1 protein-coding gene is annotated in these 15,982 nt (G+C 71.5%); it reads left to right on the top strand.

Annotation, left to right across the window (positions count from 1 at the left end; all coding sequences use genetic code 11):
• Positions 1-17 precede the first annotated feature (17 nt).
• Positions 18-15,950: a WXG100-like domain-containing protein gene (locus tag BM424_RS00445; protein ID WP_139273974.1), complete on the top strand. Its 15,933-nt coding sequence runs from the start codon at positions 18-20 to the stop codon at positions 15,948-15,950.
• Positions 15,951-15,982: the final 32 nt, after the last annotated feature.

Here is a 15,982-nt window from a genome sequence, read left to right as displayed (position 1 = left end):
GGCGAACTATGGCGATCATGGTTCCGGAAGAGGTCGGCAACCTCTTCATGGTCTTGACCGGCGAGAAGTGGCCGCAGATCAATGAAGATCAACTTCGCAGGCTGTCGGAGTCGTGGCGCAACACCGCCAACCGGCTGCGCAACGACCTGACCCCGGAGCTCGCCGAGGCGATCAAGCTCATCCGCTCCGAGTTCTACGGCAAGGCCGCGATGCGCTTCGCCGACCGGATGGCTCCCTACGTGGAGAGCAACGGCTACATCGAGACGGCCGCCGCCGGGTACGAGCAGATCTCCGCGTTCCTCAAGCAGCTCTCGGTGCAGACCGAGTACGTCAAGCTCGTCAGCCTGCTCTCGCTGGTGGAACTGCTCGCCGAGATCGCTTGGGCCATCGCGATGGCCGGGCCCACCTTCGGCGCCAGCATGACCTGGCTCGCCGGCCGCTACGCCATCGTCCGGTTCCTGCTCAAGAACATCTGGGGCCGGCTGCTCATGCGCGTCATCCAGGCGCAGGTGTTCGGCATCGCCTTCCAGGTCGCCATCGACGCCGCCGCCCAGGGCATCCAGATGGCCAAGGGCAGCCGCGACGACTGGGACGAGGACGCCACCAAGCAGGCCGCCGCCGTCGGCGCCCTGGGCGGGGCGCTGGCCCTGCCGTTCTCTGCGCTCGGCGGCGCGATGGGCAACATGCTCGCCAAGGGCCTGGTCAAGGGCATCGGCGACAAGATCGACAACGACATCCTCAAGGCCGCCGCCGAAGCCGCGTCGAAGAACTTCGCCGAGGACTTCCCGAAGGCGCCGTCGCTGGCGAAGTTCGCCACCCAGGTCTCCGACCACATGAACACCCACATCGCCCGCGACCTCGGTGCCGAGGCGCCCGGCAACTACGCGGGCATGAGCCTCAAGGGCATGTGGGCCGAGAAGTTCGGTCGCGGCCTCGCCGACGCCATCGAGGAGGGACTGCACGAGTTCTTCACCGAGGGCCTCTACGGCGCCATGACCGGGCAGGGCTTCCAGGCCAACCCGTACTCGTTCACCGCGGGCATGTCCGCCGGGCTGTCGGAGAACCTGGGCAGCGTCATCGGCGCCGGCTTCCACGGCAACCTCACGCCCGGCAGCGGGGAGAACCCGTTCCTCGCCGCGCAGCGCGAGAACGAGGGCGGCGACTCCGACACCTCGCCGTTGCTGGACGGCGACGGCGACCTGGACACCTCCAGCATCGACAGCGACGCGCAGAGCGTTTCCGGCGACAGCGTTTCCGGCGACAGCGTGGTCGGTGGTGGAGTGCCGGGCGGCGGCCCGTCGTCGCTGGGGCAGTCGCAGACGCAGGTCCCGGGTCAGGGCGGGGGCCGGGGTGGCGACGCGGCTTCGGTCGGGTCCGATGCCGCGAGCAACCCGTTCGAGTCCGATGCCGATGCGCAGTCCACCGCGGGGTCGCTCGCCGAGTCGCAGACCCAGGTCCCCTCGCAGCCCGGATCCGAGACGGGTTCGGTCGTCGAGTCGCCGGAGACCGTCAGCATCGGCGACCAGGGCCCGGCTGCCGGTTCGCAGGTCCCGTCCGGGCAGGAATCTGGGGCGAACAGCGCTGTTTCGCCGGGTTCCGCCCCCTCGAACCCGGACGTCTCGCCCGGGCTTCCTCCGTCCGGCGAGTCGTCGAACGTTCAGGGGAACGTTCCGTCCACATCGGACTTGACTGTGGTGCCGCCGACGCAGGTCGGTGGTCAGCAGGCCGCGCCCGAGGTGGTCGGCACCGACGGGGGGACGACCGAGGCCGGGACGCAGCCGTCCTTGTCGCCGGTCGGGTCGGTTCAGGCCGATCCGGTGCAGTCCAACGGTTCCCAGGTCGCCGATCCCGCGCAGGGCGGCACCGATTCCGCCGTGCAGGTCGATCCGAGTTCCCAAACAGACGGCACCCGAACGGATATCACGCAGTCGCAGACTGATTTCGGCCAGAATCAGCAGAACTCGTCGAGTGCCACCACGACGGCCACCTCGCAGACTTCGACCGATGTGCAGGCGCAGGGCGACCAGGGGCGCGCTGCGAGCGAGACGACCAGCACCGATGGTGTGACTCGCACCGACGGCGTGACCGGCACCGATGGCGTGACCGGCAGCGATGGTGTGACCGGCGGTGACGGGACGTCCGGGCAGCAGCCGGTGACCGGTCTCGGCCAGACCGGTCAGACGCAGGTTTCGGGTTCCGGATCGACGTCGTCGAACCCCGCGACGACGAACTCGACCGCGCCGCAAGCGCAGTCGTCGTCCCAGACCCAGACGCAATCCCAGTCCCAGTCCTCCCCGAACACGCGCGGCGGCACCAGCAACTCGACCGGTACGTCCTCGCCGTCGGTGACCGAGGTGGCGGCGACCTCGCAGACCTCCGTGCCCCAGGTTCCGGGCACGCCCGCGCCCGAGACGTCGACCGCGACGGTCACCGTCGACGCCGGCGGCAACGTCGTCGACACCGCCCCGGCCCAGGAAACGGGTCAAACCCAGGAGATCGGGCAAACCCAGGAGACCGGGCAGACCCAGGACAGCGGGCAGCAGTCCACGCAGACTCAGCAGTCCACGCAGACTCAGCAGGACTCGACTCAGCAGGACACCGCTGAGACCGGTCGGGACACCGCGGACACGGCGACCGACGCCACCACGACCGACGCTGCCTCCACCGACGGCACGACGACCGACGACCTGTTCGCGCCGCTGGACCAGGACACGCCGCTGGACCTGACGCTCACCGACCCGTCGCAGGTCACCCCGGCTCCGGTGCTGCCGGAGACCGCGCGTGCCGCGGACTCCTTCGCCGCCGACATGACCGCGCGCGTCGACGAGACGCCGCGACCGGCCGAGCTCACCCGCGACGGCGTCATCACCCACAACTCGCGGCTGCTGCCCAGCGACGGGGTGTGGTCGCCGGAGAGCGCCGCGCCGCTGGCCGCCAACGTCGCCGCCAAGATCGACGTGGATCCGGCGGTGCGCGCCGGGCTGCAGGGGCAGTTCCAGCAGCTGGTGAACACCCGGGGCGAGCTCGGGCTGCTGCAGATCCTCTCCAGCGGCCGCAGCTTCCACGTTCCCACCACGTCCGGCACGCACAGCGTGTTCGTGCGGATGGACCCCGACACCGTGGCACCCGCCGCCACGCCCGACTCGGCCGTGCGCGACAGCCCGTCGCAGAGCAGCAAGCACGAGGGCGCGAGCCGCTCCATCTCCAGCCACGCCGTGTCCCGCAAGCTCCGGCAGAACGTCGTGGTCGGCTGGGTGGACTCGGCGATCGAGGTGGCCGCGACCTCGCTGAACCTGCGGGTCATGCCGTTCCTCGGCTGGGGCGAGAGCCGCACCGGCTCGGTCTCGGACAAGACCGGCAACACGCGCGAGCGCACCGCCAAGCTCGGCGGCCACCACAAGGCCTTCGACGTCAACTTCGAGGTCCAGTGGGAGTCCGACGGCCGGAGCGGCAGCTCCCGCTTCGACCCGACGGTCCGGCTGGCCTACCCGGAAACGGTGCTGGAAGCACCCCGCCCGGCCCCCACCCCCGACACGGCACCGGCCACCACGACCCCCGCGGTGCAGGGAACTCAGAACCCGGGAACCCAGAACCAGGCCGCGCCGACGCCGCGCCCCGCCGTGCCGGTGCCCGCCGGGATCCAGCAGCTCATCGCCAACCTCGACGGCTACGCGGGAATCGGGCAGCTCAACCGCTCCGTCATGGACAACCTGCCGGACTGGGCCAAGAACGACGCCACCCTCAGCGGCGGGATCGCCGACAAGGTCGACTCCGCGCAGTTCGTCGAGGAGACCTCCGAAGGCCTGGTCAACGGCATCGACATCAGCCAGCGCACCACCTACCCCAAGTGGTCGCGGATGCCCGGCAAGAACTGGTCGAAGCACCCGCAGGTGTCGGTGAAGGTCGAACCGCAGGTGCGCGGGTTCGAGCGGATCGGCGATCCGCAGCCCATCCGCACCGGCGAGATCCTGCGCAACACCAAGGACACCGGCCGGACCACCGGCATCGGTTCGCGCGCCGTCGGCGGCCTCCGCATCCGCGGCCTGTTCACCTCCGGCGAGGCGAAGATCGACGGGCACGGCAGCCCGCTGCAGATCGGCCCGATCGGCGTGCTGTCGCTGAACTCCAGCCGCCAGGAATCCCAGACCGGCCGCGATTCCGGCACCAACAAGGACAAGTCGCTGGAAGGCGACGGCGCCCAGCGCTACCGGATCGACCTGTCGCTGGCCGCCCAGATCACCGCGCGGCCCGGCGGCAAGGCCGAGGCCGCGCCGGTCACCGTCGACCCCACCGACGGCGCCACCTACGTGTGGGTCCGCAACGAGGACGTGCCCGAGTTCGAGCAGGCGCTCACCGACGCGCTCAACCCCGGCGGCACGGCCACCCCCGCGAACCCGGTGGCCGTGCCCGACGCCGAGCAGCGCGAACGCATCCGCACCGTCATCGACGGCGACGGCATGTTCAGCAACGTGGTGCGGGTGCGCGGCACCGAGGCCGTGCGCGACCAGGCCCGGCAGCACATCCGGCAGCGGCTCACCGAGCTCGGCGCCGACCCGGGCCAGGTCGACTGGAACCAGGTCAACCGCGACCTCAGCGGGCTCGGCCCGTACAAGGTGATGACGAAGTTCGACGACCTGACCGGCGACGGGAAGCCGTTGACCGTCGAGGTCACCGCGGGCGGCCGCAAGTTCTCCTTCGAGCTCACCGGCGACCTCGGCGACGTGACCGGGCGCCGCACCCTCGACAACGACGTGAAGTTCAGCGCCACCCGCAGGCGCGGCAGCGGCTGGAAGACCGGGTTCAAGACCGGCTTCGGCGTCGGCGCGCTGGTGGCCGCGTTGGCCCGCACCACGATCCGCCCCTCCGGTTACGGCGCCAACAACTACGTCGGCGGCATCGCCGGCATCGGCGGCAGCTGGACCCGCGGCAAGTCCAGCGGCTACGGCGACAGCCTCGAATCCGAGCAGCGCATCAAGTACGAGGGCAAGGCCGACCGGGTCACCCGCGACGTCGCCTTCGAGCTCAAGGCCACCGACACCTCGGCGCGCAACCCGTTTGGCCGCACCACCCCGGCCACCTCGATGCAGGTCCCCGGGCAGGCCGACTACCGGGTCGCGAGCTTCCTGCTCGACGCCGACGCCGGGTGGCGCCCGGGCGACCCGGTCCCGGCCGCGGGCCGCGGCCTCGACGACGGCAACCGCGTCGACATGCGCAACACCGCCGTGGTCTCGGTCGCCGACCTCTACGGCAAGGCCAACGAGGCCTTCCACGAGATGCAGCGCGACGCCGCGCGCAGCGCCAAGGAAGGCCGGTTCGAGCGGTTCCGCCGCTGGATCGCGCACGGCGGCAGCACCGACCCCCGGCACAGCGACCCCCAGTACCTCGTCGACGTCGACCCGCAGTGGTGGCGGACCCGGGTGCCCGGCATGTTCCACACCCCGCAGGTCCGCGACGACGGCTCGCACGCCGGGTGGTTCTTCGACCGGATGCAGCGCGGCGCCTTCGAGATGCGGGTGCACAACGAGCGGCCGCTGGGGCCCGTCCCGGGCAACGCGACCTGGGAGACCAGCAACAAGACCGGCATGACGGTCTCCAACGGCACCAGCAGCGGCACCGAGGGCGAGCTCGGCGTCAACTTCTGGGGCGCGATGGCCGACGCCAACGCGGGCGTGTCGATGTCGGCCGGGCGCGGCAACGACGACTCGCTGGGCGGCTCCACCAAGTCCAGCACGCAGGTCCGGACCCCGATGGACCTCTACACCGGCGACCTGGTGCTCACCGTTCGCGCCGACGCCTGGCAGCAGCTGTTCGGCCAGCCCAACCACCGCTGGGACGCGATCAGCCCGTACCCGACCGGGGCGCAGAGCGACAGCGTGGAGATCGTCATCCCGGACGGCCTGCTCTACGTCAAACCGCACACCCCCGCTTCCTCGCACCCCGACGGCCGGCTCACCGAGGACCTGCCGCTGCTGCGCGACCTCGGCAAGGGCCTGGACCGGTCGGTGGTCGTCAACGGCTTCACCCGCGACACCCCGGCCGAGGGCGCGCCGGGGCGGTTGTCCGACGACGCGATCCGCGCGCTCTGGCACGCCGCGCCCGAGCTGTTCCCCGGCTGGACGCCCGATTCCGGCCGCCCGGCACCGCTGTTCGACGCCACCAACGCGCTGCGCGCCCTCGACAACCCCGCCGACGTGCGCGAGATGCTCAACGGCGGCTGGCAGCGGAGCATGTTCCGCTCCCGCTGGTTCGGCTCGCACTACTACACCTTCACCGCCACCGCCGAATCCCAGCCCGGCGCCGAGGTCCTCGACCGCGACGGCGCCCCCGCCGGCGGCTACGCCGAGACCCAGGGCGTGCGCGGGCAGGGCCAGGACTCGTCCCGCGACGTGGCCACCGCGCTGGGCATCATGGCGTGGCCGATCGTGCCCACCACCGCCGCCGGCGACACGATGGCCCCGATGCCGCTCGTCGGCACCGCTCAGGCCAGCAGCGCCGAGCAGGCCAACGAGATCGACACCTTCCAGCAGGAGCGCTCCAACACCGACGGCCACGTGGGCGTGCGCGCCCCCGTGCGGGTCAACTTCACGGTGCACAAGTTCCGCGTCCCGCCGCTGCTGCTGTCGACGTTCACCGAGGGCGCGGCGGGCTCCAGCGCCTACCGGCACCCAGAGCTGCGCGAGGTCACGCTGCCGCCGCAGCTGTCCCGGACGCAGGGCGAGGTCGAGCTGAGCCTGCCCGAGTTCCTGCTCGACCAGCCCACCGGCCGCACCCCCACGACCACCGGCCGCGACATCACCGACGCGGCGCGGCAGACCCCGTCGTTCCAGCTGGCCAAGAGCACCCGGGATCCGGGGCTCACGCAGCAGGTCGTCGACGCCATCGTCGAGGCGCGCGGCCACCGGGATCTGGTGCACCGCTGGTTCGGGGAGGGAACCCCGAACCGCGGCAAGATCGACGCGCTGTTCTCGCCCGACGTTCTCGTGCCCAACATCGGCCCCGACCGGCAGCTGCTCAGCGACGACGGCCACACCAGCACCTTCCGGGTGCACGACCGGTTCCTCGCGGTGGACTACGAGGTGCAGGTCAAGCCCCGGCTGAGCGACCCGCAGCACCTGCACTCCTGGACCGAGGAGCAGCACGACGCCAAGCGCGGCCAGGAGGCCGGATCGTCCTCCGGCGACGGCAACACGCGCGGCGTCGACACCGGGCTGGGCGTGATGACCATCAACGCCCAGAACTGGAGCAACGCCGAGAACTCCGCCTCCCGGGGCGTCACCGGCGGTGAGACGGCGGCCTCCGCGCTGGAGCAGAGCAACAACTCCCGCACCGGGCAGCAGCAGTGGCACCGCTACACCGCGACCCCGCACTACGACGTGGTGATCCGCTCCAAGCCGCACTTCTCGCCGTCCTGGTCCGAGCACCGCAGGGAAGGCGCCGGCGGGTTCACCGGAACCCCGGTGGAGTTCGACGTCCGCGACGGCGAGCACACCGCGTTCGAGACCCCGGCGCCCGCCACCGACCCCGTCACGCCCCCGCCCGACGCGGCCGTGCAGACCGGGGCGCGGAATCCCGACGAGGTGCGGCGGGAGATCCGGGCGCTGGAGGACCAGATCGCCGACCTCACCTCCCAGTACGACCGGGTGGCCGGGAGGATCACCCACATCGCGGACGCCGTGCAGGCGATGGCCGAACCGCACCTGGACGGCGGGCCGCGCCCCGACCCGCGCCAGGTCGAGATCATCCACCGCGCGGCGGTGGAGGTCACCGAGCCCGACGTGCAGCGGCTCGACCGGCTCGGCCGGGAGATCGCCGAGAACACCTTCGAGCTGGAGGACCTGCGCCGCGCGGCGCCCGACGTCGACCCCGGTATCGCGCCCGTGGACGGTCCGGCCCAGGACAACGGGATTCGGCCCGACGAGTCCCGGACCGACTCGGACGGACGGCGTTTCGACCGGTCCGGCAACCTCGTCGAACGCGGTCAGGACGGGCAGTGGCGCAAGCAGCGCTACGTCGCGCTGCCCTGGCTCGACGAGCACACGATGGTGCTGGGCGTGCGGCCCGAGACCAACCCGTACACCGGTCAGCCGAACCACATGGCCGGGTTCCCGGCCGCGCCCGGCGGCAACGCCCAGCAGCGCCACGTCGGCGCCGACGGCGACGTCATCACCCCGACCCTGACCGATCGGATCGGCCAGGACCTGCCCGGCGGCTACCGGGTGACCGGCCACGACGGCACCGCCAGCACGACCCCGGGCAGCGGGAACGGCAAGGCGGACGCGCACTTCGTGCCGGTGGCGCTGGAGCGCACCGGCACCCCGCACGCGACGGCCGCCGACACCCGGGAGGTCGGGCGCAGCGTCGAGATCGACGTCCGCGATCTCGGGGTGACCCGGCAGAACACCGCCCGCGAGATCCTCGCGGCCGTCGCCCACGCCGCCGGTGTCCGGGACTTCGGGTCGCGGCAGGCCGAGGAGTTCTTCGCCGACCCCGCCAGCGCCCAGATCGCCGAGTCCGTCCGCGACCGGCTGCCCGACTCGCCCCCGTCCGCGCCGCAGCCCGCCACCGTCGCCGAACCCGACGGCGACGTGCGGCCGCCGAGGTTCGAGGTGGAGGCGGAGCGCTGGAAGCCGCTGGACAACGCGTTCGTCTTCGGCGACGGGACGGTGCAGCGCGGGCCGGGCAGCGGCATCCGGCAGGAGGTCCGCTACAGTCTCACGCCCGAGCCGGGCCGCTGGAACTTCGAGGCGAAGCTGCACCTGCGGCCCGCGCCCGGGGTCACCGCCGAGGACCTGGCGAACGTGCGCGCCCGCACCGCCGCCGGGCTGGAGCAACTGGTCAACCAGCAGGCGCACCTGCTGCCGGGGCCCGACGTCGAGGCGCACGCCCAGGTCGTGTTCGTCGACGACCCCGCCGAGGCGTTCAGCGTGATCGACGTGGTGCCGGGCAAGCCGGACGACCGGTTGAATCCGATGGATCAGCACCGGTGGGTGGCGGGTGCGTCGCCGTCGGAGTTCACGCATGAGGTGATGCACTTCTTCGGCGTGCGGGACGCCTACCCGCACCCGCGCCAGTTGCTGGACACCGCGGACAGCCCGGTGCCGGGTGATCTGATGGACGTGCGCCAGCCCGGGACCGAGTACCGGGTGCTGGACCGGCACATGCAGCAGATCATGGACGTGGCCTCGCCGCACCTGCCCGGTTCGCTGGTCACCGACGGGGTCATCCCGTCGTCCTCGGGCGCCGTGCTGGACTCGCAGCGCGAGACCGGCACCTCCGACCTCTCACCGGCCCGGCCGCCCAGCGACCGGCCCCACCGCCACCACGGCCACGACTCCGGCTCGTCACGGTCCTCGCACTCCTCGCGCTCGCCGCGTTCGCACCACTCGTCGTCGCAGTCGCGGCCGGTCGTGCTGGACAACCCGCAGTTGCGGGAGAATCCGCCGCGTCCGTCGTGGATGTACCGGGGTGACACGCGCGCACCTGAGGTCGTGTTCCGCGACGGGATGACGTCGTGGGGTCGGGATTACAACCTGGTGTCGCACGTGCACGGTGGCGAGCACGCGCGCAACTCGGGCTACGTGTCGGTCACGCCGAGTGCGACGGCGGCGCACCAGTTCGTCGTCCCGGACGGTGGGAAGCCGATCAGGCACGACGGCCGTTGGTACGTGCCGATGTCGGGGCAGATCTATCAGATCGAGTCGTCGGGCAACATGATCCACATGGCGTCGCAGAACCTCCCGCAGGATCTGCTGGACCGGATGCGGTACCAGACCGAGTGGGATTCGGTGCGTCACGTCGATCGCCGGAACATCCACAGCGCGATGACGGTCAGCGGGCACTTCCACCAGGGACCCGATGGGCGGCGGACCATCCTGCCCGGCACGGTTCCTCGACTGACCAATGTGGACAACCGGGATTACGTCCCCGGGTATCGGGGTTACGACCCGCACGCCGACCGCGACAGCGGGTTCACCCGCGAGACCGACCTCGGCCTGGGCTCGTCGCGACATCGCCGCTCACCGTCCTACGAGGACGACTACCCGGCGCCCCGCAGCTCCTCGTCCTACTACCCGAGGCACTCCAGCTCCTACGACGACTACTACGACCGGCGGCCCGGCCTGCCGCCGAGCGCGGCAACCCCGGCCCCGCAGGCCGGGAACCAAGCCACGGAGGTCACGCTCGACAACCCGCAGCTGCGGACCAACCCGCCGCGACCGCGGTGGATGTACCGGGGCGACACGCGGCCGCCCGCCGAGATCTTCCGCGACGGCATGACGTCCTGGGGCACCGACTACGACCTGGTCGCCCACGTGCACGGCGGCGACCAGGCCAAGAACTCCGGCTACGTGTCGGTGACGCCCAGCGCCATCGCCGCGCACCAGTTCGTCGTCCCCGACGGCCGCGACCCGATCCGGCGCGACGGCAAGTGGTACGTGCCGATGTCCGGGCAGATCTTCCAGATCGAGTCGTCGGGCAACATGATCCACATGGCCTCGCAGAACCTGCCGCAGGCCTTGCTCGACCGGATGAAGTTCCAGACCGAGTGGGACGCCGTCCGCCACGTCGACACCGAGAACATCCACTCGGCGATGACCGTCGAGGGCTACTTCCACCAGGGACCCGACGGCACCCGCACCATCCTGCCCGGCACGACCCCGACCATCACCCACGTCGACAACGCGAACTTCGTGCCCGGGCACCGCGGCTACGACCCGCACGCCGATCCCGCCAGCGGGTTCACCCGCGACAGCGACCTCGGTCTCGCCGAGAACCCGCAGGCCGAGCGCGATCCCGACGTCTCGCCGGGGTTGCCGCCGTCGGACGACGGCCGGTACCCGTCGCGGCGCTCCCACGAGTCGTCCCGCTCGCACCGCTCGTCGCGGTCGCATCACTCGTCGTCGAGCCGGCACGCGCCGTCGTACTCGACCTACACCGCGGTCCCGTCCTCGTCGCAGGCCCCGACCAGTCCGGTCGTCCTCGACAACCCGCAGCTGCGGGAGAATCCGTCGCGTCCGCAGTGGATGTACCGGGGTGATACGCGTCCGCCGGAGGTGGTGTTCCGGGACGGCATGACGTCGTGGGGCCGGGACTACAACCTGGTGTCTCACGTGCACGGTGGTGAGCACGCGCGCAACTCGGGCTACGTGTCGGTGACACCGAGCGCCACCGCGGCCCACCAGTTCGTGGTGCCCGACGGTGGGGAACCCGTGCACTACAACGGCCGTTGGTACGTGCCGATGTCCGGCCAGATCTATCAGATCGAGTCGTCCGGGAACATGATTCACATGGCCTCGCAGAACCTCCCGCGGGAACTGCTGGACCGGATGCGGTACCAGACCGAGTGGGACTCCGTGCGCCATGTCGACCGCCGGAACATCCACAGCGCGATGACGGTCAGCGGGCACTTCCACCAGGGGCCGGATGGTCGCCGCACGATCCTGCCGGGAACGGTGCCTCGACTGACCAACGTCGAGAACCGCGACTACGTCCCCGGTTACCGGGGTTACGACCCGCACGCCGACCCGAGCAGCGGGTTCACCCGCGACACCGACCTCGGCCTCGCGCCGCGCTCGAGCCGGTCCTCGCGCGAGTCGAGCCGCTACGACCGCCGGCCGGGACTGCCCCCGGACCCGACGCCCGCGCCTCGCGGGCAGGGCGACACCGGATCCGTGCGGGTTCCCGGTCCGGTCGCCGACAGCCCCAGGATTCAGGCACCCGCAGGTCCGGTCAGCGCTGCAGCGGTGTCCGCCCAGGTCGACGCCGACGCGCACCGCGTCGTGCTGCTCCCGCCCGACGGTGCTCGCGGCGTGGAGTTCGCCGACAGCGGGACGCGCGTGGCCCGCGACCTCGGCAAGGAGGTCGTCGCGCTGGTCGACAACGGCCGCGGCAAGCTCCAGTGGCGCAGCTTCCAGCCCGACGGCTCCCGGCCACGCGTGGTCCGCGACGACACCCCGACCACCCCTGACGTCACGGTGTCTGACGCGAGCGCGCCCGACGTCCGGCGGGAACCGGCGGACCAGACCCCGGCCGTCGAGACCTCGCGGCCGACGTTCACCGTGGAGGCGGAGCGGTGGAAGCCGCTGGACAACGCGTTCGTCCTCGGTGAGGGGACGGTTCGGCGCGGCCCGGCCAGCGGCATTCGGCAAGTCGTGAGCTACACCCTCACGCCCGAGCCGGGCCGCTGGAACTTCGAGGCGAAGCTGCACCTGCGGCCCGCGCCCGGGGTCACCGCCGAGGACCTGGCGAACGTGCGCGCCCACACCGCGGCCGGTCTCGACCGGCTGCTCAACACGCCCGAGAACGTGCTGCCCGGACCGGACGTTCGCGCGCACGGCGAGGTGACCTTCGTCGACGACCCGGCCCAGGCCGACGGCGTGATCGACGTGGTGCCGGGCAAGCCGGACGACCGGTCGAACCCGATGGATCAGCACCGGTGGGCGGCGGGCGCCTCGCCGTCGGAGTTCACGCACGAGGTGATGCACTTCTTCGGTGTGCGGGACGCCTACCCGCACCCGCGCCAGCTGCTGGACACCGCGGACAGCCCCGTTCCGGGCGATCTGATGGACGTGCGTCAGCCCGGTACCGAGTACCGGGTGCTGGACCGGCACATGCAGCAGATCATGGACGTGGCCTCGCCCCACCTGCCCGGATCGCTGGCGACCGACGGGGTCATCCCGCCGTCCTCGGGCACCACGAGCCCGGCGCAGCGCGGGACCGATCCGGCCGACGTCTCGCCCGGGGTCTCGCCGGACGACCGCTACCGCCGCTCGCACGAGTCCTCGCGATCGCACCGCTCGTCGCGCTCGCACCACTCGTCGTCGAGCAGGCACACCCCGTCGTACTCGACCTACACCGCCGTGCCGTCCTCCTCGTACGCGAGCAGCTCGTCGCAGGCACCGGCCCAGCCCTCGGGCCGCGTGCGGCTCGACAACCCCCAGTTGCGGACGAATCCGCGGCGTCCGCAGTGGATGTACCGGGGCGACACGCGCCCGCCGGAGGTGATCTTCCGCGATGGCATGACGTCCTGGGGCACGGATTACAACCTGGTGGCGCACGTGCACGGCGGCGACGCCGCCCGCAACTCGGGCTATGTGTCGGTCACCCCGAGTTCCGTTGCCGCGCACCAGTTCGTGGTGCCCGACGGTGGCGACCCGATCCATCACGGCGGCCGCTGGTACGTGCCGATGTCGGGGCAGATCTATCAGATCGAGTCGTCGGGCAACATGATTCACATGGCGTCGCAGAACCTCCCGCAGGATCTGCTCGACCGCATGCGGTACCAGACCGAATGGGATGCCGTCCGGCACGTCGATCGCCGGAACATCCACAGCGCCATGACCGTGCACGGCTACTTCCACCAGGGGCCCGACGGGCGGCGCACGATCCTGCCGGGCACGACTCCCGAGCTGACCAACGTCGAGAACCGGCACTACGTCCCCGGTTTCCGGGGTTACGACCCGCACGCCGATCCCTACAGCGGGTTCACCCGCGACACCGACCTCGGGCTCGCCCCGCCTGCTCCCCGGCAGCCGAGCCGCTCGTCGCACGAGTCCAGCCGCTCGGTGCCCACCTCGTACTCGACGACCTCGTACTACTACCCGGCGTCGAGCAGCGGCTCGTACTACTACGACCGGCGGCCGGGCCTGCCGCCCGGCCAGGACGGCACCACCGGTGACGTGTCGAGCCGGGCCACCGACCCCTCGTCCGCGTCCTCGGTGCCCCGCGATCAGCGCTTCGCCGCGATCCTCGACACCTACCGCGAGGCGCGGGCCGCCGTCGCCGCAGGCAGCAACCCGGTCCGCTACCACGCCGAGGGCGTGCCCGGCGGTGCCAGCAGCAGGCCCGACGCCCGCTTCGGCACCGAGATCGAGTTCACCGTCCCCGAGGAGCACTTCGACGTCGCCGTCCAGGAACTCGGCGCGGCCTTCCGCGACGCGGGCCTCGGCGACTGGCGGGACGGCCAGGAACTCGCGTCCGGTCTGGTCAAGAAGGCACCCGACCGCTGGCGGCTGGTCGACGAGGACACCCTGGAGAACGGCATCGAAGCCGTGTCGGAGAAGCTGGGCGGCGACGCCCGCTCCTGGCAGCGCTTCGCGACCGCCGCCGACATCATCCGCTCGGTCGTGGACAAGTACGGCGGCTCCGTCGACGAAGGCGGCGGCCACGTCAACATCAGCTTCGACGGCACCCCCTTCACCCCGCAGGCCGGCGTCGCGCTGGCCGGACTCGCCAAGGCCCGCGAGCAGTCGCTGTACCGCTTGTCGAACTCCACGATGGGCGGCGGGCAGCGCGAACTCCGCGCCGTCGGACCCATGCCCGTCCCACCCCGCGCGGACGCCGTGTCGACCGCGGAGGACGTGCGCGGCCTGAACTCCAGCCGCAACGAGGGGCTCAACTTCGAGCACGTCACCGCGAGCCCGAATGACCGCTGGGAGTTCCGGATGTTCCCCAGCAGCACCGACAAGGGGGAGTGGCAGGCCCGCGTCGAACTCGGCGCGGCGATGGTCGCCGCCGCCCAGGACCCGGCGACCCACGACCGCATCGACGCCCTGCTGTCCGACCCGAGGCTGCTCGGCGACGAGACCGGCGACCGCTCCGAGGAAGCCCAGCTCAACGACCTGCTCGACCTGCTGGACGTGCTGCCGCTGAGCAAGGCCGCCGAGCAGCAGATCGTGGAGCTGTTCGCCGCCACCGAACCCTGGCGGCGCAGCGGCGCCACCGACGACTTCCAGACCCTCGCGGTGCCGACCCGCGACGGACTGCACTACCCGAGCCCCCGCGACGACGTCGCGAACCTCGTCCAGCAGGCTCGCGACGCCCGGCCGAGCCCCGACGAGCAGATCATCCGGTTCACGCCCAGCGAGGACGGCGACGGGGTGAGCCTGTGGGACGGTGCGGACCGGTCGCCGCGCGAGTTCGCCAACCACGTCCGCCTGCACCCCGGTTTCGACGAGGACCGCCGGGTCGTGGTGGAGGCCGATGACGCGGACGTGCGGGCCGTGCAGGACGTGGCCCGGCTGCTCGGCAACGCCGAGATCCGGCCGCGGCAGGGCGGCGACGCGGACCGGGCCGACGTCTCGCCGGGCCTGCCGCCGTCGGATGACGGCCGGTACTCGTCCCGCTCGCGGCACTCGCACGAGTCGTCGCGCTCGCACCACTCGTCCCGGTCGCATCACTCGTCGAGGTCGCACCACTCGTCGTCGAGTCGGCACACCCCGTCGTACTCGACCTACACGGCGGCGCCCTCGTCGAGCTCGTCATCGCAGTCGCGGCCGGTCGTGCTGGACAATCCGCAGTTGCGGGAGAACCCGCCGCGCCCGTCGTGGATGTACCGGGGTGACACGCGCGCACCTGAGGTCGTGTTCCGCGACGGGATGACGTCGTGGGGCCGTGACTACAACCTGGTGTCGCACGTGCACGGTGGCGAGCACGCGCGCAACTCGGGCTACGTGTCGGTGACGCCGAGTGCGACGGCGGCGCACCAGTTCGTGGTGCCGGACGGTGGGGAGCCGATCAGGCACAACGGCCGTTGGTACGTGCCGATGTCGGGCCAGATCTATCAGATCGAGTCGTCGGGCAACATGATTCACATGGCGTCGCAGAACCTCCCGCAGGATCTGCTCGACCGGATGCGGTACCAGACCGAGTGGGATTCGGTGCGTCACGTCGACCGCCGGAACATCCACAGCGCGATGACGGTCAGCGGGCACTTCCACCAGGGACCCGACGGGCGTCGCACGATCCTGCCTGGCACGGTTCCTCGACTGACCAACGTCGAGAACCGTGATTACGTCCCGGGCTACCGGGGTTACGACCCGCACGCCGACCGCGACAGCGGGTTCACCCGCGAGACCGACCTCGGCTTGGGCCGTTCGCCGCGCCGCCGCCGTTCACCCTCCTACGACGACGAGTACTACGACGACCACCCGTCCTCGTCCTCCCGGCGGTGAGGTGTTGCGTCAACCGAGTGAACCTCTTCCCG

The organism is Saccharopolyspora flava, from assembly GCF_900116135.1.
GTDB lineage: Bacteria > Actinomycetota > Actinomycetes > Mycobacteriales > Pseudonocardiaceae > Saccharopolyspora > Saccharopolyspora flava.
Note: the sequence above shows the minus strand (reverse complement) of the source record. Positions and strands in the feature narration are given on the sequence as shown.